Origin of the sequence: Ruegeria arenilitoris (assembly GCF_013030265.1) — a bacterium.
GTDB classification, from domain to species: domain Bacteria; phylum Pseudomonadota; class Alphaproteobacteria; order Rhodobacterales; family Rhodobacteraceae; genus Ruegeria; species Ruegeria arenilitoris_E.
Map to the genome: position 1 here is coordinate 409,180 of NZ_WPZQ01000004.1, position 25,570 is coordinate 434,749.

At 51.6% G+C, this 25,570-nt stretch carries 19 protein-coding genes; 10 read left to right on the top strand and 9 right to left on the bottom strand.

Going from position 1 to position 25,570, the window contains the following annotated elements:
- Positions 1-40: 40 nt before the first annotated feature.
- Together GOX61_RS09655 and GOX61_RS09660 are read left to right on the top strand one after the other, a co-directional pair.
- Entirely contained in the window at positions 41-1,594 is a 1,554-nt protein-coding gene (locus GOX61_RS09655; protein ID WP_170333182.1) for an AlbA family DNA-binding domain-containing protein, read from the top strand.
- Positions 1,595-1,970: 376 nt separating this feature from the next.
- Positions 1,971-3,323, top strand: a complete 1,353-nt coding sequence (locus GOX61_RS09660; protein ID WP_170333184.1) for a protein rep — start codon at positions 1,971-1,973, stop codon at positions 3,321-3,323.
- A 75-nt stretch (positions 3,324-3,398) separates the two neighbouring features.
- On the opposite strand, the gene GOX61_RS09665 is transcribed toward GOX61_RS09660, so the two are convergent.
- Entirely contained in the window at positions 3,399-4,481 is a 1,083-nt protein-coding gene (locus GOX61_RS09665) for a plasmid recombination protein (RefSeq protein WP_170333186.1), read from the bottom strand.
- 358 nt (positions 4,482-4,839) lie between these two features.
- On the opposite strand from GOX61_RS09665, the gene GOX61_RS22595 reads away from it, so the two are divergent.
- The 4 genes from GOX61_RS22595 to GOX61_RS09685 all read left to right on the top strand — a co-directional run bounded on the left by GOX61_RS22595 (position 4,840) and on the right by GOX61_RS09685 (position 10,144).
- A complete protein-coding gene (locus tag GOX61_RS22595; RefSeq protein WP_367646954.1) occupies positions 4,840-5,085 on the top strand; it encodes a helix-turn-helix domain-containing protein in 246 nt (81 codons plus the stop codon).
- A gap of 3 nt (positions 5,086-5,088) precedes the next feature.
- The gene (locus GOX61_RS09675) at positions 5,089-6,432 is read left to right on the top strand and encodes a tyrosine-type recombinase/integrase (RefSeq protein WP_170333190.1); all 1,344 of its coding nucleotides are present in this window, start codon (positions 5,089-5,091) and stop codon (positions 6,430-6,432) included.
- A gap of 153 nt (positions 6,433-6,585) precedes the next feature.
- Positions 6,586-7,746: an RsmB/NOP family class I SAM-dependent RNA methyltransferase gene (locus tag GOX61_RS09680; protein ID WP_170333200.1), complete on the top strand. Its 1,161-nt coding sequence runs from the start codon at positions 6,586-6,588 to the stop codon at positions 7,744-7,746.
- 106 nt (positions 7,747-7,852) lie between these two features.
- Positions 7,853-10,144 (top strand): ATP-binding protein, encoded by a 2,292-nt coding sequence (locus GOX61_RS09685; RefSeq protein WP_170333202.1) that lies wholly within the window; start codon positions 7,853-7,855, stop codon positions 10,142-10,144.
- Between the two features lie 84 nt (positions 10,145-10,228).
- Here GOX61_RS09685 and GOX61_RS09690 read toward each other — a convergent pair whose 3' ends face one another.
- The 8 genes from GOX61_RS09690 to GOX61_RS09725 all read right to left on the bottom strand — a co-directional run bounded on the left by GOX61_RS09690 (position 10,229) and on the right by GOX61_RS09725 (position 19,516).
- A complete protein-coding gene (locus GOX61_RS09690; protein ID WP_170333204.1) occupies positions 10,229-11,470 on the bottom strand; it encodes an O-antigen ligase family protein in 1,242 nt (413 codons plus the stop codon).
- 77 nt (positions 11,471-11,547) lie between these two features.
- Positions 11,548-13,002 carry a hypothetical protein gene (locus GOX61_RS09695; protein ID WP_217353810.1) on the bottom strand — a complete coding sequence of 485 codons (1,455 nt, stop codon included), beginning with the start codon at positions 13,000-13,002 and terminating at the stop codon, positions 11,548-11,550.
- Between the two features lie 58 nt (positions 13,003-13,060).
- Positions 13,061-13,972 (bottom strand): class I SAM-dependent methyltransferase, encoded by a 912-nt coding sequence (locus GOX61_RS09700; RefSeq protein WP_217353811.1) that lies wholly within the window; start codon positions 13,970-13,972, stop codon positions 13,061-13,063.
- Between the two features lie 3 nt (positions 13,973-13,975).
- The gene (locus tag GOX61_RS09705) at positions 13,976-14,680 is read right to left on the bottom strand and encodes an HAD-IB family hydrolase (protein WP_170333208.1); all 705 of its coding nucleotides are present in this window, start codon (positions 14,678-14,680) and stop codon (positions 13,976-13,978) included.
- Position 14,681: 1 nt separating this feature from the next.
- Positions 14,682-15,077, bottom strand: coding sequence for a GtrA family protein (locus GOX61_RS22600; protein WP_217353812.1), 396 nt, complete (start codon positions 15,075-15,077; stop codon positions 14,682-14,684).
- Complete coding sequence (locus GOX61_RS09715; protein WP_170333212.1) at positions 15,078-16,016, bottom strand: UbiA family prenyltransferase; 939 nt, start codon at positions 16,014-16,016, stop codon at positions 15,078-15,080.
- Positions 16,017-16,101: 85 nt separating this feature from the next.
- Positions 16,102-17,535, bottom strand: a complete 1,434-nt coding sequence (locus GOX61_RS09720; protein ID WP_170333214.1) for a glycosyltransferase family 39 protein — start codon at positions 17,533-17,535, stop codon at positions 16,102-16,104.
- Between the two features lie 139 nt (positions 17,536-17,674).
- Positions 17,675-19,516 carry a GumC family protein gene (locus GOX61_RS09725; RefSeq protein ID WP_170333216.1) on the bottom strand — a complete coding sequence of 614 codons (1,842 nt, stop codon included), beginning with the start codon at positions 19,514-19,516 and terminating at the stop codon, positions 17,675-17,677.
- A 643-nt stretch (positions 19,517-20,159) separates the two neighbouring features.
- On the opposite strand from GOX61_RS09725, the gene recA reads away from it, so the two are divergent.
- The 4 genes from recA to GOX61_RS09745 all read left to right on the top strand — a co-directional run bounded on the left by recA (position 20,160) and on the right by GOX61_RS09745 (position 25,341).
- Complete coding sequence (recA, locus tag GOX61_RS09730) at positions 20,160-21,224, top strand: recombinase RecA (RefSeq protein ID WP_170333218.1); 1,065 nt, start codon at positions 20,160-20,162, stop codon at positions 21,222-21,224.
- A 153-nt stretch (positions 21,225-21,377) separates the two neighbouring features.
- A complete protein-coding gene (gene alaS, locus GOX61_RS09735) occupies positions 21,378-24,050 on the top strand; it encodes an alanine--tRNA ligase (RefSeq protein ID WP_170333220.1) in 2,673 nt (890 codons plus the stop codon).
- A gap of 1 nt (position 24,051) precedes the next feature.
- A complete protein-coding gene (locus tag GOX61_RS09740) occupies positions 24,052-24,339 on the top strand; it encodes a DUF1330 domain-containing protein (RefSeq protein WP_155141852.1) in 288 nt (95 codons plus the stop codon).
- A 378-nt stretch (positions 24,340-24,717) separates the two neighbouring features.
- A complete protein-coding gene (locus GOX61_RS09745) occupies positions 24,718-25,341 on the top strand; it encodes a transglutaminase-like cysteine peptidase (RefSeq protein ID WP_170333222.1) in 624 nt (207 codons plus the stop codon).
- Positions 25,342-25,570 lie beyond the last annotated feature (229 nt).

The following is a 25,570-nucleotide window of genomic DNA, read 5'->3' on the forward strand; positions in this document are numbered from 1 at the left end:
TGCCGCTTTTTGAGACAATTCAGTTATTAAGATTTGAGCAATGGCAAGACGTTCGATATCTGACAGAGAAATAGCTCTGATCAAAGCAATGCTAAGACGAGGAATGAAGAACAAAGATATTCAGTTCTTCTTCAATCGTCCCGATAGATCGGTCAATTCAGGAAGGATTACCGATATAAGCAACGGAAAGTACAGCGACTCTTCCGCCATTGAAGCCGCGACCGAACAGGATCTCGATACATTTCTACGGGAGTTTGAAGCAACCGAGGTTTCGGCTTCAGTGGCGGTTCCGGCGGGAAGCTTACCCTTGCCGGAGGTGAGCCCAATAGATCGCAATTCTTTGGAAGCAATGTTCATAGAAGACAACACAGGGATCTGGAAATTTCGACATGGTGAGACCGACCGCCACGAATGCAAAGAGAATTTTGGTTTCAGGCATGCGGATAAATGGCTTCGTGCGGTGGCCGCGCTTGCGAACAATGAAGGCGGATACATACTGTTCGGTGTGAAGGACAAGCACATAGAAGGCGGTAGCGTTGCGGAAGATAGCTACCAGGTATTTGGATTGGATCGAGAAGAGTTTTTCAACGCAGATCCTGCCGACTTCTCTAACAAACTAAAATCCATCTTTGATCCGACGCCAAGGATTGAAACCGGGACCGTTGTCTTGGGGGAGATGAGGGTGGGGGTGATTTTCGTTCATCGTCACCCGGGGCGGCCAGTCATCGCTACGAAGAATGAGGGAGCGGTCAAAGAAGGCGACATCTTCTATCGGTATCCGGGGCAATCGAACCGAATAAAATATAGTGACCTTAGATCGATGCTTGATGAGCGTGACCGTCAGGCAAGAGAAAGAATGCTTCCGATGCTTTCTGAATTACTGAAACTCGGGCCCCAGAATGCTATGATCGCAGATCTCAACCAAGGCAAACTGAGTGACGAGAAGCGGTCGATTCTGATCGGGGAAGAGCTTCTGGATAGGATCAACTTTATTCGGGAGGGTGAATTCCGGGAAGAAGAAGGAGCACCGACACTTCGTCTTGTCGGCGATGTTCAAACGGTTGATGGGACGGGTGCGGAAGTGCGGAAAGCCTTTGTCACCCCAAATGATCTGATTGACGAATTCCTCGCTCTCAATTCCCCATTCGATCCGAAAGACTATATCCGTTGCGCCGTAGAGGGCGGCAACGGTGCATGGCTTCCTATGCACTACTATGCGGGAAAAGCTGCGATGTCCCAGGCGGATCTCTCAGAATTTATTATGCGCACGGCAGCACCAATAAAGCGACGGGAGATGTATCGGGATCGCGCAGTGGGCGTCGTAAGCGCATTCAAAACTACCGGGGGCAAGTCTTCCGAGTTTCTCGATGACTTGAACGATGGAAAATTGCCCGTCGTAACTGATGTTTCTGATGCAGCAAATGTTGGTAGGGCAATGGCTGCTTTAGAAGGTAAGCCAACCATCGAGCTTTCTAAACTTCTGGGCCTGATGAAAGAGTGTAAAGCCATCATCCAGAACAGCGAGAAGGCGTCCTGGATGAGCACCCTTCGAAGGGGGCTGGCAAGATTGGACGAGTTATATTTCAGCCTTTGAAAATTGTCCGGCGGAGAGGATTGGCTTAGGTCAGGCTTTGTGTTTGTGCGACGAACCGGTTGGGCCTAATTTGTGAATAAGGAAGGCGTTTCACGTATTCCAGTTGTGCAAGTAGCCCTGGCAATTCAACTTCTGCAAGTTTGACATGCCAGGGCTTTCCCCAAAGAAACCAAACCCTCTTGGGAGCTTTGCCCAGGTTAGAGCAACGGGCGCGACTTCGAGTTCCATGTCTGCCTTTTGATTTGTTGCCGTGTATTCAGGGCAGGATCCGGTTGACTATCCATTAAAGTACTCGATAAATTTTTTCGTTTGCTAAATTTTCAGTCTTTTGAACTGCGGACGTAAGTCCTCTTCGCACAACACGAAGAGAACTTGTATGTTCACCTCAATCGAGCAGATAGAAAGCTCTGTGAGCGACGGCGGAGCCGGAGCGAGAGCCGTAGGCGGTCTTGATAGCAATACGAGTTTCGTTGACCAGAAATTGGTCGATGAGGCTTATGAAAGCCTTGAAAAACAACACGAATTAAGGTCTGAACCCCGTCGCAGACTTTGGGCCGAACAGCGCTCTGCTGCATACCTATTGAAAGGGAAAAAACAAGGCCGCGTCTCGAAGTGCCTCAAGAGTTTGGCATATGGTAAAGACGGTGTGAATGTCGAGATTTACGACGAACGTGCACGGTTCGGGAACTTGATGACCTGCGGTAATGTTTGGACTTGCCCAATCTGCTCTCGAAACATTTCCCGCATTCGGGCAAGGGAAGCCAACAAGGCTCTGGCATGGGCTCGCGCAAAAGACAGCGAAGGCTTTATCAATGCTACTCCAATGATGATGACACTTACGGCTCGCCACGGTCGTAAGGATGATCTGGCTGTGCTTGTGAACGGTCTACTCGAAGCAAAGCGTATGATGTTCCAGTCAAAGAAGTGGAGAAAGATCAAGCCTCGGATCGCTGGCTTCCTGATTGCTTTTGAGATCACACACGGAAAGAATGGCTGGCATCCTCATTTCCATATCATCTTCTTCGTGAAAACATCTTCTTCTAAAGAAGCCGCAAAACTTTTGTCGATGAAAGCTCTTTGGCTCCGCTGCTTACGATCTCAGGGTCTTAGCGGGAATGGGCATGGTTTCGATTTAGCTGAAGGAGACAAGGTCGGAAACTATATTTCAAAATTCGGTGCCGCTGACGGGTTCCGCACTTCAGACGCTGTTAAAAGGATCTCTGACGCAAAAAGGGCCGGGAACTGGGATCTCGCATCCGAGATTACAGCACAGCATCGAAAGAAATCCACTCGTAAACTCGGCAGTGGGCGCAATCCTTGGGAACTTCTTGAAGACTACACCCACGAAGGAGACAACCAGGCCGGGGCTCTTTTCATCGAGTTTGCCGAAGTTTTTCATGGCAAACAGCAGTTACAATGGTCTCGCGGCCTTAAACAGCTTGTTGGCGTTGATGAGATCACCAACGAGGATGCGGCGGATGCTGATGTCGAGTTTCTCGGCGAACTCGATCGCATTGGGATCACAATTTCACCACGCGATTGGTATGAACTCCTAAAGAAAACCACTCGCATTCAGCGCTTGGAGATTTTGGAGACCGCCGAATTGACGGATGATGATGAAATGGTGTGGCTCAAGGTTGAAGAGTTACTGGGCCGTGATGCAGATCGTGAACTGGATAACTACCGTCAGATCAAAGAGCGCCGAGAAATTAGCTATCAACATTCATAAGGGCAGGGTGTCACACTTCCCATCTTGGTCGGTTCGATCACTTGGCTGTTCCCCGACCACACCGAACCAACAGAGTTACCTTTCTCGACCATCCATTTTCTTTAGCGCGTTCTCCATTATTATGCGCTGTAGCTCAGGGATATCCGGTTTTCCATTTTGCTTGCGGGCCGCTGCAATGATCCGCGCTTGACGATCGAGATCCTTTTCCCTTTTGTCCAGTTCGCTTTCCTTCTGCGTTAGGAGTTTTTCGAATTCCAACAGCTTCTTTGTTTTTTCTTTGATCACTTTCATTGCATCGTTTTTCATCTTTTGTATCGATTTCGCGATCTTCATCAGTTTGGGGTAAGCAGGTGAAATTTCTTTAGCGAGTTGTTTTTGGCCTTGTTTGTCTTTGGGGCCGCTCTCACCGAATACAATTTTTTCCCCATTTGATGAGAGCTTTACTTCATTTTCTTCGAGGGCCTCAATTCCCCGTTCGTATGCCTCGGAAACTTCCTTGCGATAATCTGCGGGAGCTTTGTGTTTGCGGTTGGATTTCTCTTTCCCTCGTTTCAGCCCGATCCCTTCAAACCAGTCGCCCGCAGCATCTTGGGCGTTTTCATACGCTTTCAGAAGTGGATGTGAGCTTGGCTCAATGAGCTTTTGAGTTCCGCGTCTCGCAGATGTTTTTTCAGTCCATGGAACAATTATTGCATGAAAATGCGGGGCCTGTTCGTCCCGGTCTAAGCGAAGGCAACGCACCTGACCGCGAAAGAAGTGATCGAAGAAGGCAGGACCCTCTCTTTCAAACATTGCCGCTTTCACTGGATCTTTGAAAAACTCAGCATTCGCTGACAGTATGACTTCTCGCAGCGGACCCCCGTTTGAGTGTTTCCAAGGATCTTTGAGACCTTCTTCTTTGCGTCTGGCTACATCCTTTTTGCGTTTCTTCGCTTCCAATGCTGCGATCTCGTTTTCGAAGTTCATCCGCTTCGCCTCTTCGATCTCTTCACGCAGATCCTCAATCCATGTTTCGCTTCCGACATAGACTTGGTTTTGGGCCGTTTTGGTTTTGTCTACGTGCGACAAATCTCCGCCGGTTCGATTGCCGTGCATCTCGAACTTGCCGAGGTCATTTGGGTGCATTGATTGAAATCTTAGAACTACCGGAAAATCCATTTCCTACCTCCTGTTTGTTTAGTTCTGAACAGGAAATAAGTCCCAACCGTCGCCTTCGGTGACGATTGATTACTCACTAAGCAAATGGCATCCGCTGCGCTTCTTCCACTTGCCGTTCGCTCTGCCGAGGGCTCCTCCGGAGGCAAGGAGGACGTTCCGCACTCTCCCCGAACCCCTATACTCGGACAGCCTTCGGGTGTTGAAAAACTACACAGCTACATTCGTTCGCTGCGGCACTTTTGGGTAGCGCGCTCACTCACTGCGCTGTGCTTTTTTTCAAAAAAGTTCTCTGCCGCGATCTTGCAGCACATTTCATCGAACCTATAAGTCATAGATGAGTGGCACAGCGCAAGAAGTTATGACAGAACCAGAGGCGGCAGAATTTCTGCGCGTCTCTCTGTCTAAACTGAAGCGCAAACGCGCTGCGCGTAAGGTTCCACACTATTATGACGGGCGAAGTGTTCGCTACAGTCGCACAGCGCTTCTTCGATACATCGAAGAGTCTATCGTTGCAAACATGCCCATTGAGCCTGCTCCATCGAAGTATCGCAGGGCCGGGCACAGATCTGTGAAAAATCAAAGAGCTATACTTGACCTCATTTGACTGATGCATCAGTACCTCCTTATTGAAAAGGTTAAACTGATGCAGGTTGTGAAGAAAATTGGGCGCTACTCTATCTGCGAAAATAGAGGCGCGCTTTATCTGAGATGGTGGAACAGATTTCTAAAGAAAACTGAGAGCCAGCGTTTAGATGCCGGAAACCTCATAGAGGCTGAAAGTCAGGCTAAAGAACTTATCCGTGTCATTGCTGAGCCCACAGAGCCGATTGCAGCTACTTCTGGCCTCGATCCAACTTTTGGCGAGGTCTGGCTTTCATATGAGCAGGTGAAGCGCTCTAAGCTAAGCCCCGCACGGTTCAAGCTCTTGGAGAACCGGCGGGATCTCTATTATCGCCCTTTCCTCTGGACGTCTCGCATGTCTGAGATGGGACCAGCACTTACAGAATTCGTCAAATTCCTTCGCGGTCATAGATACAGCCGTAGGAGAGGGAAGGTAGAGGGCGGAGCAGGGGACACCCCTCTTCATCCGAACACAATACAAGACATCGTTCAGGCCGCTCACGCTTGCGTAGACAACGCCTACTCATCTGGATTGTCTCGCTATCCTGCTCCGAGGTTTCCAGATGTTCATGGAACAACCGCGCCCCACGAGCGCGATCCCAAGGGTCGTTATGTCTCCGTGGAGGAAATTGGTGCTTTGATTGATGTTTGCAGTCGCCCCCACATTCTGGATCTCTTGCTTTTGGAAATCGGAACTGGTGCCCGGATCAGTCACATCGGAAACCTGAAAGTGGATCAAGTTTATCTGGATCTCGGGGTTATCGATCTTCTTGGTGCCGGTGTTCAAACAAACAAGCGGAAGCCAATCGCACCGATTTCCGGTCCTATGCACAGCATTCTTGATCGTCTCGTTGGTGCGTCAAAGTCTGGGTATCTTCTTGAGGTTGGCGGAAAGAAGGCAATCCAAAGTAGAAACTATACACAAGTCATTCAAAGGCTCGTTACACGATCCGGTATCGACAATTCAGGATCGTCCAAGGTCAATTGGTATTCGATCCGTCGCACTCTGGCAGACAGACTTGACGAATGGGTATCCAGCGCCGCTATCTCGTCTGTTATGGGTCATTTCAATATTTCACGGCAGGAGCGCGAAAGGATTTTAGGTAGCCCTATGTCTATGGTGTATAAAACACGGAAGCTCGGGCCGATCCTTGAGGTCGCAGATGCCTTGAATGCGCATTGGTGGCCTGCTATCCAGCCTCACACAAGGATAGCTTTGACATCAACTGATGCAGCAACGAAAGCACAAACTGCTGATCCACTGATGCCTGCTGAAGTAAGTGAGAGAAAAATATGTGTAAAATCAAAGCGCTTCAGCTTACTAATCTAAACGTGCATGACGTTCAGATCACGCGTGAAAGCCCGAACTATCGGGTAATGTGAGCCATGTGAAAGTAAATGCGGCGCTCCAACCGGGGCGCCGTTTTGCGTTATGAATGTCGGATCCATCCGGTTCAGGATTAATTCAAACTAGGGAATTGCAATGACCCCTGCCGCGCGTGTTCAGGCCTCGATCGAAATTCTTGACGATATTCTTGCCGGAGCGCCGGTAGAGAAGGCGTTGACAGGTTGGGCACGTCGCAGCCGGTTTGCTGGGTCCAAGGATCGGGCGGCCATCCGTGATCATGTTTTTGATGCACTACGGCACAAGCGATCCTTCGCCGCGCAGGGTGGAGCAGGGACTGGCCGAGGGCTCATGCTTGGCTCGGTACGTGCTGCAGGGACCGACCCGAGTGTCTTGTTCTCGGGGGAACGGTACGCACCAGAGCCAATTGACGGAACCGAGAACGCGCGTGAGTTCATAAGCGATGCAGAGCGCTATGACATCCCTGACTGGCTCTGGCCGGAATTCAAGCAGTCGCTTGGGGAAGAGGCAGAGGCAGCCGCAATGGCACTGCAGAACAGAGCGCCTGTTCACTTGCGTGTAAATGTTGCCAAAACGGATGTAGCGGAAGCAATAGGTTTGCTAGAGGCCGATGGCATTACCGCTGTTGAACACCCGGTGTGCGATACCGCGCTTGAGGTGACAGTGGGCACACGAAAAATCTCACAATGCCGTGCCTATACACAAGGGTTGGTTGAACTGCAGGACGCGGCCAGTCAGGCGGTCGTTGCCGCATTGCCCTTGCAACCTGGCATGCGTGTCTTGGACTACTGCGCGGGTGGTGGTGGTAAAGCGCTGGCATTGGCCGCACATAGGGGCGTTCAGGTTTATGCCCATGATGCCAATCCAGGGCGTATGCGCGATCTGCCTGCGCGCGCCCAGCGCGCGGGGGCAAACATCTCCGTGTTGACCAGTGATGACGTTGAAAAGAAAGCCCCCTTCGATCTTGTGCTTACAGACGTGCCGTGTTCCGGAAGCGGGTCGTGGCGTCGCGCACCTGCGGGCAAGTGGTCTTTGACTGCGGAGCAGCTGAAAGAGTTGTTCTCAATCCAAACAAGGATCCTTGAGACAGCTTCCGGTTTTCTAAAGCGGGATGGAACATTGGCGTATGCAACGTGTTCAATGCTGAATGCTGAAAACGAGGCAGTCATAGCGACGTTCCTGAAAGAAAACTCTGACTGGAGTGTCGGGTTTCAAAAAACGTGGTTGGTTACACAAGGGGCCGATGGTTTCTTCTCAGCACACTTGACGAGAGCGTAGATTCTACAACACAACCTATAGAAGATTGCGTCGCCGGCATCCCGTTAAGCGGCGGTTAACCAATTGCAGGTCGTTATCGGCGTGCAAATTCTGATTTAGGTTGTTGATGTCCGATACCGCTGCACCGTTTCCTGATCTGTCCGACCGTCATCTTCCCGATGTTACTCGCCTGGTCCCGATAACTGTGCTCGCCGTACTGATGTGCGCTCTTCCAGTCTTTGAAGTGCTTCCTGCCAATTGGAATCCGATAATTCTGATCATCGGTGTGTCCGTGTTGGTGGCAACGGCGGCCGTCACCCTAAAAGAGTGGATTGCAGTTCGCTCGTCGCAGCAAGTCAAAGCACTCCTCACAGCCTTTGTTGAAAATGAGGATGAGCCTTGTTTCATCGCTGATGCTCAGGGTGACATTCTTGTTGCTAACAAGTCTGCAAAAGACAGGTTCAACGCTGTTACTGGAACACGGCTGGATGTCTGTTTGAGATCCCTCTTCGCCAATCCATCCGCGATCCTGACACGACTGCAATCTCTGGCTGAAGTGCAGGGAAAAACACGCGAAGATATCGTAACCAAGGGTCGTACGGTTCCGATGTCCGCGTACTCTCTTGGTGGTGGACTGATTTACTGGCGCGTTAGGATCGCTGAACAGGGGCAATGGGCAAGGATCTCATTGCCCGTGCTTACTTTGGGGCGCAGTGATGTTATTCTGGACATGAATATTGCAGCACGGGAACTGATCGGGTTTACGCCTGTAGCATTGGATGTAATCTTGTCCGAACCGCTTTCGGACAAGGCAAAAATCGCTCTAATTCAGACCCCAAGCGGAGAAACACGCGTAATAGCTTCGGAGGTGCACCGCTATGGATCGGGCAGGGATGTAATCCTAATCCCGTTTCAGCAGACGCTGGAGGGTCAGTATTCCACTCCGTTCGCTGATCTACCTGTTCCGGTGATGCGGCTGTCACCAACCGGAGAGATACTGGAGACCAATCGGCTTGCCGCAAAGCTGGTTGGAGAGACAGGCTGCGGTGAGACCAATATCGAAAGCATCATGCACGGTTTGGGCCATCCGGTTCGTGAATGGTTGGCACAGACCGCAACGCAAGACGTTGTACCAAGATCGGAATTTCTGCGGTTGAGCAGGAAGGACAAAGAAGTCTTCGTACAGGTCACACTTGCCCGTACGATTGCGGACGGGCAAGTGGGGCTTATAGCTGTCCTAAATGATGCCACTGAATTGAAAACGCTCGAGGCGCAATTCGTGCAAGGACAGAAAATGCAGGCGGTAGGGCAGCTTGCTGGCGGCGTTGCCCATGATTTCAACAACTTACTGACAGCGATATCAGGGCATTGTGATCTGTTGTTGTTGCGACACGATCAGAGTGACCCGAATTACGGTGATCTGGTTCAGATCAACCAAAACGCAAACAGAGCAGCCGCGCTGGTTAGCCAGTTACTTGCTTTTTCGCGCAAACAAACCCTGCGGCCTGAGGTGCTTGATCTAAGGGATACGATTTCGGATCTAATCCATTTGTTGAACCGTCTGGTGGGGGAAAAGATCAGACTGACCCTCAGCCACGATCCAGTTCTCAAGCCAGTCCGAGCTGATAAACGACAGCTGGAACAGGTTTTGATGAATCTCGTCGTCAATGCCCGTGACGCAATGCCGGAAGGTGGGGAAATCCGAATTGAAACCGAAGTTTTGATCGTCAACCAGGCCATTGCCAGGGATCGTGCCACAGTACCGGTTGGTGAATATGTGACCGTTAAGGTCATCGACAGCGGTGTCGGCATACCTGCCGATAAGCTGCAAAAAGTATTCGAACCGTTCTACACCACAAAAAGGACCGGAGAGGGCACGGGTCTGGGCTTGTCGACCGCCTACGGTATCGTGAAACAGACCGGCGGTTTCATTTTTGTTGACAGTATCGCAGGCAAAGGAACGGAATTTACCGTGTTCCTGCCGGTTTGTGCAGCGAGAGAAAGCACCGAAATGAGCGAGCAGAACACTCCGGATGTTCATTCATCGCGTCAGGGCGAAGGGGTGGTTCTTTTGGTCGAGGACGAAGCGCCGGTGCGTGCCTTTGCCACGCGGGCGTTACGCCTCAAGGGTTTCACTGTGCTTGAGGCGGAATCCGCAGAAGATGCGTTGAAGTTGCTGGAAGATTCCGAGTTGAACGTGGATGTGTTTGTTACTGATGTTGTAATGCCGGGCATGGACGGGCCGACCTGGGTCAAAAAGGCGATGGAAACACGACCCGATGTCCGTGTGGTGTTCATGTCTGGATACACAGAAGGTGCATTTGGTGACTCAGGGCCCGAGCTTCCCAATTCGACATTTCTGCCCAAACCGTTTTCCCTGAACCAACTGACCGAAGCGGTGCTTCAGCAACTCAGCTAGTTGGGCCTGAATGAGGGGCGGGTCAGGTGGACCATTCCGGGCAGTATTGTGCTCAAAAGTGCGAAATATCAGTGAGGGGCTCAGTCATTGTCGGCTATGCGCCATTCTGTGGACTGAAAGTAGACCTATCGACACAATCCAAGGGACCAGAATCCCTCTCTGATAGACATGAGTGAAGTTCATTGCCAGTGCCGCAAATGTCAGGGTTATCGTGATTACTGTGGCACGGCCCAGTGCTTTGTGTGGCGTATCTGACTTTACCAGCAAAGCGGAGACTATTGCGGCCAGAAAGATCAGCGCCAGGCCGAACAAGGCCATCAAACTACCTTCGTTTGCGAGCAGAAGGTACAGGTTATGCACGGAAATATTATCAGCGCTGACCTCGCGATATCGACCACCGCCCATGCCTATTAGCATATAGTCCGGGAGAAGCCGCCAGGCTTCGACCATGAGGTCTGCACGGTCATCGAATGTACCTGCTTCCTGCAGATCACCTTCTAAGATTGGTGTCAGCACTCTTCTCCTGAAAGTAGGGGGAAGAATGAGTTCAGCCCATCGTAAACCGATTGCAACAATGCAAGTGATAGCTGTCGTCCATATCAGGAAGACTTTGAATTTACCTAGTAATAGCAAATAGATAAGGGCGCAGATGAAGGCGCCCGCAAGGCTGGAATTCGAGCTTGTGAAGATCAATGTTATGAACGTCAGTGCGAAGAAGCCCAGAAAAACAGCCGGTCGGAACGCTCGTGCGAGGCCCAGATACCACAGAATTGGGAACCACAGCACAATTAGGCCAGCCAAGCCGTTGGGGTTGTCCACAAGCCCTGTAACCCGTCTGTTTCCACTTACCAATATGAACTGCCGACCTTCCTTGGTTGAATATCCGACGGCATAGGCGATCATTCCGATCAGGCAATTGAGGCCAATTGAGACGACTCCGACCTTTGCCAGCAATACAGCCTCTTTATAGGGGCGGCCTAGAATCGCCAGCGGAAGCAAAACCAGTGAAAAGAAATACTGCACGATTACAACAAAGGCATTCTCAGGATTGCCGTGGGCAATGCCTCCGATCAGCAACCCCGCAACGACCATACCAACACCCAGCATCCACATTGAGGTGGCCGAATGAATGGGGAATTTGGGAATGCTGCGTGTACACCGCAGCATCAGGGACACGGTCAAAAAGAAATCACTGGCGGTAAAGAGGATGAATGGAGCGCGGAATGAGATGAAAGTGCTAAACAAAACCCCCAGAACGGCGCAAAAAAGCTCAGCTTGTTCAAGCGACGTTTTGGGCCGGTTAAGACTAAGTGCTCCTTTCGTCATCTCTTCTACTCTCAATCATATACAGGCGGCGTCTCGGTCACGGGAGCATAACAAATTTACCGTGATTGACCCGTTACTTACATTCCTACACCGTCGCCGGCCAATTCATGAAGAAACTCTTCCAGATTTGTCCAACCGTCACCATCGCGATCGAGTGCTCCATCACTTTGATCTTCGGGGTTCAGTCCCTTGTCCCGCTCCCAGTCATCAGCGACGCCGTCCTGATCTAGATCGTCATATGGCACGGTGCTGATCAGCTCGGGCCATCCGCCTACTTTTTCAGGATTTCTTTTAAGTATGCGACCGGAACGCGCCCGAACTTCATCGAGAACGCGTTCGTCAACACTGTCTCTCTCAGGACGTGTCGCTCCCGCGTTTTGCAAGACTGTTTCGTACACAGATGACGCCGGATCAGCTTCGACTAACGGTGTTACGACTGGTGTATCGACCACGTATTCTCGATGTTCTGGAGCCAGAACAAGCTCTTCGGGCAGGCTACTGTCCGCGCGATTGTCTTCGTCGATGTTGTCTTTCAGAAACAGCCGGTAACCGTGTTCGCCACCGTCGAATAGATGCACCAGCTGGTCTGAAGCTATGTTCTTGCCCGTGAGCTTCAGGTTTCCGATAATATTTGCCGCCACTTCAACCCAGTGATTGTCGAGTGCGACCACGTATTGCCATCGCGGCGAGTACATCAGGTTGTTCACAATCTCGATGGTCGTCCCCGGTTCCTGCGGTGAAATCTGCGGGTTTCTGAAAATGCTATGAGAAAACAGGTTGTGATGAACGCTGAAGTTGCCACCTTTGGTCAGAAGCATGTTGCGAGCGCGATTGCTTTTGCCGGGACCACCACTCAATAACGGTTCGCTGAAGATGCTCCATTGTACAGTCAGCCGTTCGGCAAACTCGGAGTCCATCGTTTCGTCGCTGCCCCAGCTGGCCGAAATATGGTCGAAGATGATGTCGCGGCTTGCTCGGGTATATACTCCGATTGCACCCGAGCAGCATGATTTTACTTCATGGGGGCCGGGACGAATACGCACATGCCGGACAATTACGTCATGGGTGTGGATTTCCAACGAAGGGCGCAATTGAAGGGGGCCGTTGCGAATTACGATGCCACCGCCCGGAGCAGTTTCACCTGCTATCGTCAGGTATGGATTTACAGCAACAAGTGACTGTCTTTCCAAAACAATGGTTCCGCTGACCCTGAAGATACAGGTTCTTGGTCCGCGATCCTGAATACAATCCCGCAAAGATCCCGGGCCAAACTCATCTGTATTAGTTACATAGATAGCTCGGCCACCACGACCCCCTTTGGCGGCTGCGCCGTGTCCTTCGGCAGTAGGAAATGCCCGTTGTTGACCATCCGGAAGCTGGGGCGGGAAGGTTTTTTGTCCGACATTGTCCTCGGCGAGAGCTAGGTTGGCCGGGGTGTAAAGCAGAATGAGAAGCAAACCACGAAAGAGAAGCCCAGACCGTTCCTGCGAACGCGGGCGCGGATTTCTAAGGAACCGCAATGAGCTATGCATGAGCGCGACATCCCATCAGACTGAAAATGTTAGTGACTGAACACTTGAGCATGCAAGCTCAGTCTTTTGAAATTTTCCGCGCTCCGACGATCATTGAATCTCGAAGATTTAGCGGGACAACGAGCTGACCGATAAAGTCAGGGAATTTGAAACGCATCCATTTCGGAAAATAGCTAAGCGTTCTTTCCACCAAGTAGTTGATCGGAAAGTACCAGGTCGGTCGACGGAATTCTGTCTGTCTTAGGTTTGCTCTCTCGAGCGCAAAGTTAAGAGTTTTGGGATCAAAATAGCCGATATGCGCGACACGGTAATGCCACCACCGGCGTCCCATCAGCCTTGCGACCAATGATAGGCGGTCGGGCGTAACGACGATCAAAGTACCATTCTCGGACAACAACTCTGCAGCCGTCGCTATGAGGCCTACCGGATCGGGGACGTGTTCGATCACGTCCACGATGGTAATGAGATCAAATTTCCCCGAGATTTCAGGATGTGGAAGTACGCCCTTCAGAACAGGAATGCCAAGGTCATTTGCTGTTTCCTGCAGGCTCTGCGATGGCTCAACACCAATCGCATCAAATCCCATTTCAAGAGCCTCTTCGACAAGAATACCTGAACCGGCACCCACATCGAGCAAGCGCAGTGGTTTGCTTGCGGTCGGTTGCGGCAAGCATTTCAAAAGCGCACGTTCCTGCAACGCGCGTTGTTCGCGCGTTTCTTCATATCCGGGATCGTCCATGTCTTCATAAAACTGAAGGACATCCATCATGTCGGTGCACTGATGGAACCCGCAATTGGAGCAGCGATCTATAGAGGCTGTAACTCCATAGTCTGAATTGGAGATCTTAAAATTATCCTTTGATATATCCTGGGGAAGACTACTTTCGCGCACCGTTACCAACGTGTGCTGTCCGCATAACCAACAGGTAGCGGACGATCCTAGTTCTAAGCTTTGAGCAACATCAACCATTTCTTAACCAATCACATTCCAATCAACTACTTCTAAATCGGCTTCGGACGCCAGCTTCATCAGGCGATCATTCGGATTAACAGCAACACCGTGCCTAGCGGATTCAAGTAATGAAAAATCCGAATGGTGGTCGCTGTAGGCCACATCAATATCGGAACGACCTGCAGACTCTGCCCAATTCTGTACCGCGTGCGTCTTGTTCGAACCATAAAGGTTTTGTGAGGCCAGATCGCCGGTCAGTTTACTTCCGTTCCACTGTGCCTGTGTGCAAAGCACGTCTACCTTATCAATGCCCAGTTTCTCGGCAATTGCGAGGGCGTAGATATCAATGCTCGCCGTTGCGATGGCTATCCGATCACCGCGTTTTTTGTGTCTCTCCAACACCGGAATAGCGCCGGGTCTGAGCTTTTTCGAGATCACACGTCCGGCGACCTCGTCACTAAGCTGTTCAACGAATTCACGTTCACATCCGCCACAGATAGCACGCAGAAAAACTCTCTTGAGCCACGTGTTGTTCCGGAGACCCATTTTATGCATGGCGACGGCAAAGGGCAGGGGAATGCAATAGACCAGGCGCAAGGGTCTTTTGCGCAGAACGCTCAATAGAAAGTAGACGTATGTGTCATTTGTTGTAATCGTCTGGTCGAGGTCAAAAACAACCAGATCAGGCGCTGTATCTGGAACAGAGGATAGATGCGCAGAAGTCATGTTAGCGTCTCCGCGCGAATGTGATGTTCTTGTTGACAAAAAAATTCAGCAAGAAAATGACCGCGGTTACGATTATCTGGGTTAAGATATAGTTCGGGTGTAGAATTTTCCACAACCCGGCAAATAAAATGGCATTCAACACAGCCGATATCATCGTAACGCTGGTGTAGGTCAAAAACTGAAGGCCGACTCTGGCCGACGATCGAAACACTATCTTTCGCTGAAATATATAGTTCACAGGTATCGCGCAAAAGAAGCCAATCACGCTGGCCACCACCGCATTTATCTCGGTGAACATGATCAGCAGGGACATAACGACCAGATGTACACCCAGCGCTATGAGCCCGCCGATAAAGTTCAGTGGAAGCAAAATGAACGTTGGCCTCTGACGCGTCATTCAAGTGCCTACAGCTTTGATTTCCAGCATCTCTTCAAGGAAGGGCAGTTTTATCTGCAAAAGGACGAACATAACGACAACCAGTATCAGAACCTGAGCAACCAATCCCTTTTGTTTATACAGGTTCTCGGGCGCTTGTGCGATGGAGTCCTTCGCGAGCCCAACAAACAGGTAACGCCCGAACAGCATAGCCACGAAAGGTAGCGATAGAAGCAATTCTACCTTGTACTTCGTCAGGAACACTCCGAGAAATGCGGTCGAGAGGATCGCATAGACTACTGCGGAAACTAGCAGCTTTGATTCATCATAGTTCTTGAAGGACGCACGATAGAGCGCTGCGCGACTGGGGTCATCGATCGTTCGATACTCGGCAAAACGCTTGATCGCCATAAGATATGCACCGCCAAACCAATATGAAATCAAGACGCTGGACGGCGCCACGATTGGCGGGACAAGTATGTACCATCCGGCAAAGAACCGGATTGGGTTGTTGATCGCCTCACTCAGTACATCAAGATAAGCCCGGTCTTTGGATCGAATAGGTTTGACGTTGTAAATGACCCCCATGATCAAAAGGGCGAGGGCCGTCATAAAGAAGGGGAAATTGATCGAGTAAGCCAGAACAAGCCCTACGACGCTCAGACCGGCCCATTGCAAAAACACGATGCGCCCGTCCACATCTGTTACAACAGAGGCTCTTTCTTTCTTAAGTGGATGATGGCGATCAAACTCACGGTCCAGCCATTCATTGATCGTGTAGTTGGCAGACGCGATCAAGCATATCGAAAATATGCCGATCAGCAGATTTACAAGAATACCCGCGTCGACCTGCGCTCCCATGATCCATGCAAGTATCGCGCCCGGGAGGATAAATATGTTTTTGAACCAATGGTCTATTCGCGCAAGCGAGACATAGTCTCGAAAACCAGCTTTTTTCATACCTCAACTCTTTCACTTTTTACTACAGGTGCCATCTGAAACAGACTTCTCGACAGAGACAGGCACATGCAATTTACAAATAGTTCTAACTGCTCAATCCAGGATCAGGTTCCGCAGCCTGCTGCCCCGACACCTTCAGCTCTAAAATCAAAACAACACCAGCGCACATGACGACAGCGACGATAGGCCAAAGAACCGCGAGATAGCGAACCGCAGCGATCGATACTATAGAAGACAATAACAGCAATCCGTGCAGCAAAAGAACAGCTAAGCCTGCACAGGTTAGCATTCGCCGTCCATTCCAGTTTTTTCCGAAACAAAGCACTGACAGCACAAGTATTGTTACGGAAATCACCCAGCCGATCGCCAGTACGATGTGAATTGCTGTTGCATAGGGTGGCGTATAGACATCTCTGTTAAAGCGGCCAGAGGCATTGTCCATGGGTAGCGGCGAGTTGACTGCAATGTAGTCGTCGATCTCTTCTTGCGAAATCGTGTAGTAGAATGGTTGCCAGTGCGCGATGTAGTGCTTGAGCGGTAGAGACAAGAAGCCAGAAATGTTCCGCTTAAGCCTTTCCGCCCCAACTTCGCCCATCAACTGGCGCTGAGGTCGACCGGCTTGTTCGGCCAAGGCAGCCAGTTCGTCTTTCTTGTATCTGAACAGCATGTCAGCCTCGTATCCATGTAGGATGAAAAACGAGATGTGGCCTGGCGGAGCTTTGGCGATTGCCTCTCTCGCTGCCTGTGCTTCGCCGTATTCAAGAAAGTTCCAGATCTCGGTCCGCGGATCTTTGGCAGGATAGGGGCTTTCGCCCGCTGAAATGACACCACTTTTGGAAAACAGCACGTTTCCAAGAACACTTTCACGCTCGGCATCCTGATAGAGAGCATAAGCGAACTTTTCGGCTGCCAGTACGAGAACTACGCTGGCAATTGAAACTACAGCGGCTTTCCAGATTTTTTTGTGGTTCAGAAATCCGCTTGCAATCAGTGTCACAACCAGTGCTGGCAAAGCAGCATATCCAACGGGGCGGCTGATAATCATCAGGCCAGCAGACAGGCCCAGCAACGCGCAAGACTTCCAGTCCAATTTATAGCACAAGCGTATGATGGCCGCTAAAAACAGACAGAGTGAGCTTTGGAATAGGGATTCCGTTAAGATGCTGTTGTTAAAATAGTAAGTCATCGGGTTGACGATGAGCAACAGGATCAGGACCAAGCCCAAATTTGGCTTTCCTGAGAACTTTGCAAATGTGACCGCAAGCACAGCTGCAGCAATCGAAAACAACCAAGTCTGAGCAATCACCGCGGCACGAAGCGGATGCGCCAGAGACTCAAACATGTCGAGGAACGCTGGATAGACGACACCTCGATAAGCTTCTGCATTTATGTAGCCTATTGAGTCTTTTGACAAAAACACATCGGACAGCTGAAAGACGGACTGAACAACCGCAGCGCCGAGAGCGATAACAACAATGAGTAGTCCTTGTCGAAGCTGTGGTTCAGCTTTGCGTTCCATCAATTGACACTCCGAATACTGATACTGATCACCAATGGTTTTACAAATCGAGCGAGAAATTATGGTTTGCGGTCTCGCGAGCCGCTGGGGTTCCAGTGATCCTGGGCCGGCAGCCACAAGATCACTCGTTGAAGGTGGATTAGTAGTCGTCGTAGCTCCCGTAATAGCCATCGTAACCGATCCAACGGAATTTCTTGGGGTCTACATCATTTAGAATTGTCCCCAAGACGTTGAACCCCGCAAGAGAAAGGCGTCGAGCGACGGTCCCAAAGGCGTCTTGTCTGGTTTTTCCCCAACGCGCGACCAGCAATACCGCATCTACCAATGCATCATTGCGATAAACCTCATCCAAAATCAGCGCCGGAGGAGTATCGATCACAATCAGGTCGTACCTCGCAGTGAGCGCATCCCGAAGCTTTCTCAGTTTGTTGTCGGCGGCATCTGTGAGTTCGCGGGTTGGAGACTCGACAGTAATCAGGTCCAGAGTACCCGCTGCTTGAGCCGCTATCGGCACCGGCTGCACAATCAGGTTATCACCGTAGATGTCTGATCGTTGCACGTCATCAGGGTTTGAAAACAGCAGTTTGGTAGACCCGCGTCGATGTGTGTCGAGATCGATCAGCAGCGTATCCATGCCATCTGCGGCAGCGGACGCAGCAAGCACCGAACTGACGAGGGATTTCCCCTCGTTCGGGAGGCCCGAAGTAATCAGGATGATCTTCGCATCCTGAAATTTGATACAGTTGGTCAACACGCCACGGGCGGCCTCGGCCAGAGGGGATCGCGGGTTGTTCAGCAGATCCTCGATTACGTGCTCAGAGTTGGCATCTGAGCTAATTTGTTTGGTGAAGTAGCCAAGATTTCGAAGCCCGGTAGCTTTGAGTATCTGCTGTTCATTTTTGATGGTTCGATCCAAACCTTCCCGAACCAAAGCGACAATAAAGCCCAGAATAATCGACATCATGCCAGCCAGCAGCGATGCGAGTACCCGGTTAGGCGCATAAGGTGAAATGGGAACACGGGCGACTGAGACCTGCACAGTACCTTCCTCAACCTGTCCGATGCGTGTCTCAAGCAGATTCAGGTTGTCTATTGCCGTCTGAAACCTCGAGCGCAGAAGTTCGATCTCACGCTCTTTGCGGAGGAGGGAAAGTTCCGAGCGCGTGCGCACTTGGAGTTTTTCTTCAGCTTCCGCGACGCGTGCCCGCAGAACTTGCTCTTCTTCTACCGAAATTCCCTGTTCGATACCGGCAGATAGAATCGCTTTCTCCCGCTCCACGTTGCTTCTGAGACGCACCATGACCTGGTCGTCGTCCAAACTATCGTTGCGTATGAACTCGGCAAGTTCTGCTTCAGCTTGAGTGAGCTCTTCTCCAAGTAGTCCGACGCGCCGCTTCAGGTCAGAAATGAACTTTTCCAAACGAGCGACGCGTCCGCTCAACTCGTTCCCAATATAGACGGAAATGACAGTGTTCGCCAAACTTGCGGCGAGTACCGGATCAGTCGAACGCCCTTCAACGGTAACTGCGTGGCTCTCTCCGGCACGGGACACGCTGTAGGAGCTAAGGACCTTGTCGATTACCGCTTCACGGTGGATCTCTTCCGGGATCGGAAGGCCCGTACTTTTGCTGATGTTGTTAACGAAGCTGCTGTTGTCAAATAAGCTTAGTTGCTCGGCGACCTGCTCCGCGAAGTCTCTGGAACGAAGCTTGGCCAGTTCTGTTTCGACGCTTGCGCGGCCAAACTCAAAGGTTTCCATACGGCCGGTCGCTTCACTGAAACGTGTCTCTGATACGGCCAGCACCATCTGTGCTTTGGTTTGATATCGATCCGGGATCGACGACATGTAAATGGCTGTAAGCGCAACGGTGACAACAACCAATATTGCGATGGCCTTCAGGTTACGACGCAGAAGTAGCCAGATATTTATGAAGTCGCCGGTCTCATCCTGACTGCCGACAACGCCATTCGAAGAATGCACGATAGTACTCCAACCTTAATAACCCGATCATTACGACGCTAAATGGGTATCAGAATCCAGTAAAATATAGTGACGATGTTTTATCCTCACTTTCTTTAACGCGGTAGATTATTTCCCAATGAAGCCGCAGTTTTATACCTCCATCATAAGTGTCGAGGACTGAAAGTATGCGAATTTGATCACTATTGTTCGGTTTGAATGGCCAAGGGCCAAATTTTTCGGATGCGTATCTGCATGGTGGCTGCATCGAAAATAGGGGGTGTTTTGAGGTAATGTTTCCCATGGGTGAACAATGAGTGGCGTTCAAACGTTGTCCGATATCCAGCGCATGGGATCGCTTAGGTGGTGTCTGAGACTTTGTGTTGGCAGAACTCGCGGTAAATCCAAGTGGCCACACTACGTGTTTGCTGACAGCGGCATTGCTCTGAAAATTAGCTCTTAATTCTTAAGCCTTACCCTCTGCGCTGGCCGTGAAATCAAGGGAAACGTGGCTGTAAACGACTCCTTAACTCCTTTGAAGAACAGTGGGTCCATAAAGTTTTTATTGAAATGTTCTCTTTTTGGTCTCATAAGGAACAAGAGGCGAACAAAGCAGCGATTGCCGCCCGATCAAGGGTGTGACAAAAGAGAAGGCGACAGGACAATGGCGGATCTTCTGACGATGAGCGATAAGAAAAACGCAGACAAGCAAAAGGCGCTCGACAGCGCGCTGGCACAGATTGAACGACAGTTTGGAAAAGGCTCGATCATGAAGCTTGGTGAAGATGCCAAGCAAGATATCGACGCGAGCTCGACCGGTTCACTGGGGCTGGACATTGCGCTGGGTATCGGCGGTCTGCCGATGGGTCGAATTGTTGAAATTTACGGGCCGGAAAGCTCGGGTAAGACGACGCTGACGCTGCATTGTATTGCTGAGCAGCAAAAGCGCGGTGGGGTCTGTGCCTTCGTGGATGCGGAGCATGCACTAGACCCTCAATATGCCCGTAAGTTGGGTGTCGATCTGGACGAACTTCTGATTTCTCAGCCCGATACCGGCGAACAGGCACTGGAAATTACTGATACGCTGGTGCGTTCGGGCGCGGTCAACATGGTCGTGGTCGACTCGGTCGCTGCGCTGACACCCAAATCCGAACTCGAAGGCGACATGGGTGACAGTAATGTGGGCGTTCAGGCCCGCCTGATGAGTCAGGCGATGCGTAAGCTGACCGGCTCGATCAGCCGCTCAAACTGTATGGTGATCTTCATCAACCAAATTCGGATGAAGATCGGCGTGATGTTTGGTAGCCCGGAGACGACGACCGGTGGTAACGCTTTGAAATTCTACAGCTCGGTTCGTCTGGACATTCGCCGGATTGGCGCGATCAAGGATCGAGATGAGGTGGTTGGCAACCAGACACGAGTGAAGGTTGTCAAAAACAAGGTCGCACCGCCGTTCAAACAAGTTGAATTCGACATCATGTATGGCGAAGGTATCTCGAAAATGGGCGAACTGCTGGATCTTGGCGTAAAAGCAGGTGTGGTCGAAAAGTCGGGTTCGTGGTTCAGCTATGGCGATGAGCGGATCGGGCAGGGGCGTGAGAATGCCAAGCAATACCTGCGCGACAACAGCCGCGCTGCGCTAGAGATCGAGGATAAGATTCGCGCCGCGCACGGGCTTGATTTCGACATGCCCCCGAGCGCTGAGGAAGATGATATCTTGGAGGCTTAACTGTCCTTTTGGGAACGTTAGAACCACTGCAATTTGCTCAAGGCGGTCCAATTGGGCCGCCTTGTTTCGTTAGTGGTCCCAATGCTGTGGACTATCCGGGGGGACGGGGATAAACCTTCGCAGAACAATTTGAATGCGCGCTGAGAGAGCCTTATGCCAACGCTGAACGATATCCGCTCAACCTTTCTGAACTACTTTGCCAAGCAAGGGCACGAAGTGGTCGCGTCCAGTCCGCTTGTGCCGCGCAACGACCCGACTCTGATGTTCGTCAACTCAGGCATGGTGCAGTTCAAGAACCTGTTCACTGGTGTCGAAACACGCGACTATCAGCGTGCCACGACGGCGCAGAAATGTGTGCGTGCAGGCGGCAAGCACAATGACCTGGACAATGTAGGTTATACGGCTCGTCACCACACTTTCTTTGAAATGCTCGGCAACTTCTCGTTCGGTGATTACTTCAAGCCCGAGGCGATCCCATTTGCCTGGGAGTTGATCACCAAGGAATTCGGCATCGACAAGAACCGACTGCTGACCACTGTGTATCATACTGACGACGAAGCGTTCGAAATTTGGAAAAAGGTCGGCGTCCCCGAGGACAGGATCATTCGTATCGCTACCAGCGACAACTTCTGGCAGATGGGGCCAACCGGGCCTTGCGGACCATGCACCGAGATTTTCTATGACCACGGCGACCACATCTGGGGTGGCCCTCCGGGTTCGGCCGAAGAAGATGGTGACCGCTTCATCGAGATATGGAACATCGTTTTCATGCAGAACGAGCAGTTCGAAGACGGCTCGATGGTGGAACTCGACATGCAGTCGATCGATACCGGTATGGGGCTCGAACGGATCGGTGCCTTGCTGCAGGGGAGCCACGACAACTACGACACCGATCTGTTCAAGACACTGATCGAGGCTTCGGCAGATGTCACTAATGTCGATCCCTATGGGGATCAGAACGTGCACCATCGTGTGATTGCAGACCACCTGCGGTCGACATCTTTCCTGATTGCCGATGGGGTCATGCCCTCGAATGACGGGCGTGGTTATGTTCTGCGTCGGATCATGCGCCGTGCCATGCGCCACGCACATCTGCTGGGTGCTAAGGATCCGGTGATGTATCAGTTGGTGCCAACTTTGGTGCAGTTGATGGGGGCGCAATACTCGGAACTCGGCCAGGCGCAGGCTTTGATCGAAGAGACGCTGCTGCTGGAAGAAACCCGCTTTAAGCAGACACTCGATCGCGGTCTAAAACTGTTGGATGATGAAGTTTCCGGTTTGTCGGAAGGCGAGGCGCTGCCCGGGAATGCTGCATTCAAACTATATGACACGTATGGATTTCCGCTGGACCTGACACAGGATGCCTTGCGCGAAAGGGGTCGCACCGTCGACACAGATGGTTTTGATGCTGCGATGGCCGAACAAAAGGCCAAGGCTCGTGCAGCATGGGCCGGTTCGGGTGAATCCGCAGATCAAGCCGTCTGGTTCGATGTTCTGGATATGGCAGGCGCAACGGACTTCCTTGGCTACGACACCGAAAAAGCCGAAGGGCAGGTGGCTGCGCTGGTCGTTGATGGTGCGCTGGTCGACAAAATTGAAAAGGGTGGCAGCGGTTGGCTGATTGTCAATCAGACGCCATTCTATGGGGAAGCGGGTGGTCAGATCGGCGACACCGGTGAAATTCGTCGCCTGGAGGATCGCAATGATATCGCCCGCGTCGACGACACCAGAAAATTTGCAGATGGCAAGGTCTACGCGCACAAAATCACTGTTGATCACGGCACCATCGGTAAGGGTGATGCAGTGGAACTTGAGGTCGATCATGCACGCCGGACCGCCATTCGGGCAAACCACTCGGCCACACACTTGCTGCATGAGGCGTTGAGGGAGACATTAGGAGATCATGTTGCACAGCGTGGTTCGCTGAATGCCGCGGATCGTCTACGATTTGACTTCAGCCATTCCAAGGCATTGACGCTTGAAGAAGTCAAAAAGGTTGAGCGGGAGGTGAATGACTTCATTCGCCAAAACTCTACTGTTGAAACACGTATTATGACACCGGACGATGCACGCGAACTCGGTGCTCAGGCCCTGTTTGGCGAAAAGTACGGCGATGAAGTTCGCGTCGTGTCGATGGGCAAGGCGCCTACGGGCAAAGGGCACGATGGCGAGACCTGGTCGATCGAATTGTGTGGCGGAACGCATGTTCGCCAGACGGGCGATATCGGCACTTTCGTTGTGCTGGGTGACAGTGCCAGCAGTGCAGGCGTACGCCGGATCGAAGCTCTGACCGGTGACGAAGCGTTCAAATATCTGTCCGCTCAGGATCAACGGGTTGCTCAGGTTGCGCTGGAGCTTAAAGCACAGCCCGATGATGTTGTCGGACGGGTGAAGTCCCTTCTTGATGAGCGCAAAGCGTTGCAAAACGAAGTTGCGCAGCTGCGCCGCGACCTTGCCATGGCTGGTGGGCCTGGTTCCGGTGGCAATAGTGAAGCGCGGGATGTGAATGGTGTAAAGTTCCTTGCGCAGGCATTGAGCGGTGTTTCCGGCAAGGATCTGCCCGCACTAATCGACGAACACAAAGCGCGTTTGGGTTCGGGGGCAGTCCTGCTGATCGCCGACGCGGGTGGCAAGGCAGCGGTAGCTGCGGGTGTGACCCCAGATCTGACCGACACTGTTTCCGCGGTTGATCTGGTCAAGGCTGCCGTAGCTGAATTGGGTGGCAAGGGCGGCGGTGGTCGCCCCGACATGGCACAGGGCGGTGGCAAAGATGCATCCAATTCCGATGCAGCGATCAAAGCCGCAGAACAGGTATTGGGAGGATAAATTGGCAGCACTCTGGATCGCACATGTCACGGTGACTGACACCGAGGCTTATGGAAAATACGCAGAGCTGGCTGGTCCGGCGATCGCGAAACACGGTGGTGAATTCATCGCGCGCGCAGCCCGCTATGTTCAGTTGGAAGGAAAAGAGCGACCTCGAAATGTTGTCGCTCGTTTCCCGTCGGTTGACGCTGCTGTGGATTGCTACCACTCACCTGAATACCAGAAAGCGCTGGATCACGCTCGCGGGGCAAGTGAACGTGAACTAGTTGTTGTGGAGATTACTGAGTGAGAATCACCTCGGTTTGTACAGTCGAATCCGAGTAAAAACATTGAGCCGTCAAGATTGTGGAGGCATCTGCCACTTAATTGACGTATAGAGCCACCCTTGCCATGCACAGGGTGGTTCTTAAGTTGAAAAATGTACTTTTAATCAAATGCTTGTAGGACGCATTACCTCTGATTGAGCGGTCGCTCTATCACAGATTGTGTCCTTTGATGCCACTTTCTTGAGCAGAAATGGCCATATTGAGTGACGAATTTCCGCCGCTTTTGCCTCCCAACCTGAGCTAAGATTGCACTGGCCTAGCTGTTTACGGATAAGCTCCCGAAACTGATAATGGTCTTGGCCTTCTGCAATCAATCGTTGGTCATGGATTGAGGAACAGGCATGAAATCGTTCGGCATCAAGTTTGACGCTTTAGTTGCGCGCGCTGCTGCGGGTTCAGCCCGGACCATTGGGCTTGTTGCGCTGGTTTGTGGATCGGTCGTCGCAGGAACAAACGCGAACGCGGCAGAAACTGCCTTTATTCCAAGCGTTGCAGCGTCACCGCCACCGGCCGGGGCTCAGCAACTTTGCCGGCAATACACTTGGGCTTGTGCAAAAAAGGCTGCGATTTCGCTTCCCAGTCATCAGGAATTGCGTCTGGTCAAACAAATCAACCGGCAGGTCAACGCTTCGACACGTTCGGTGAGTGATCAATCGCAGTACAAAACGCGTGAACGCTGGGCGCTGCCAACATCTCTGGGCGGAGATTGCGAGGACTTCGCACTGCTTAAAAAAAGAGATTTGATCAGGGCAGGTATAGATCCCAGTAAACTGCTTATCGCTACCGTACTGGATACGCGTCGGAACGCTCATGCAGTTTTGGTTTATCGTTCTGGCCAGGGTGATCTTGTCTTAGATAACCTGACCAATAAGATTAAACCCTGGTCTGCGACACAATATCTGTTCCTGCGTATGCAGGATCCCAAGCAGCCGCGTAGATGGGTTGGCGTATACGGAAGAAGCTGAGTTCAAACAGCTTATCGAATTCTGGTTTCGAGAAACCGACATAGGAAAGGGCGCGTGTAATCGCGCCCTTTGATCGTTCTGCAGCCTAATCAGTCGAGGCCAGCGCCGCCTTGACCACCGGTTGTGCCGCCATCGCCGGACCCACCACCGTCACCGGAGCCGCCGCCATCGCCGCCACCACCGTCACCGGAGCCGCCGCCATCGCCGCCACCACCGTCACCGGAGCCGC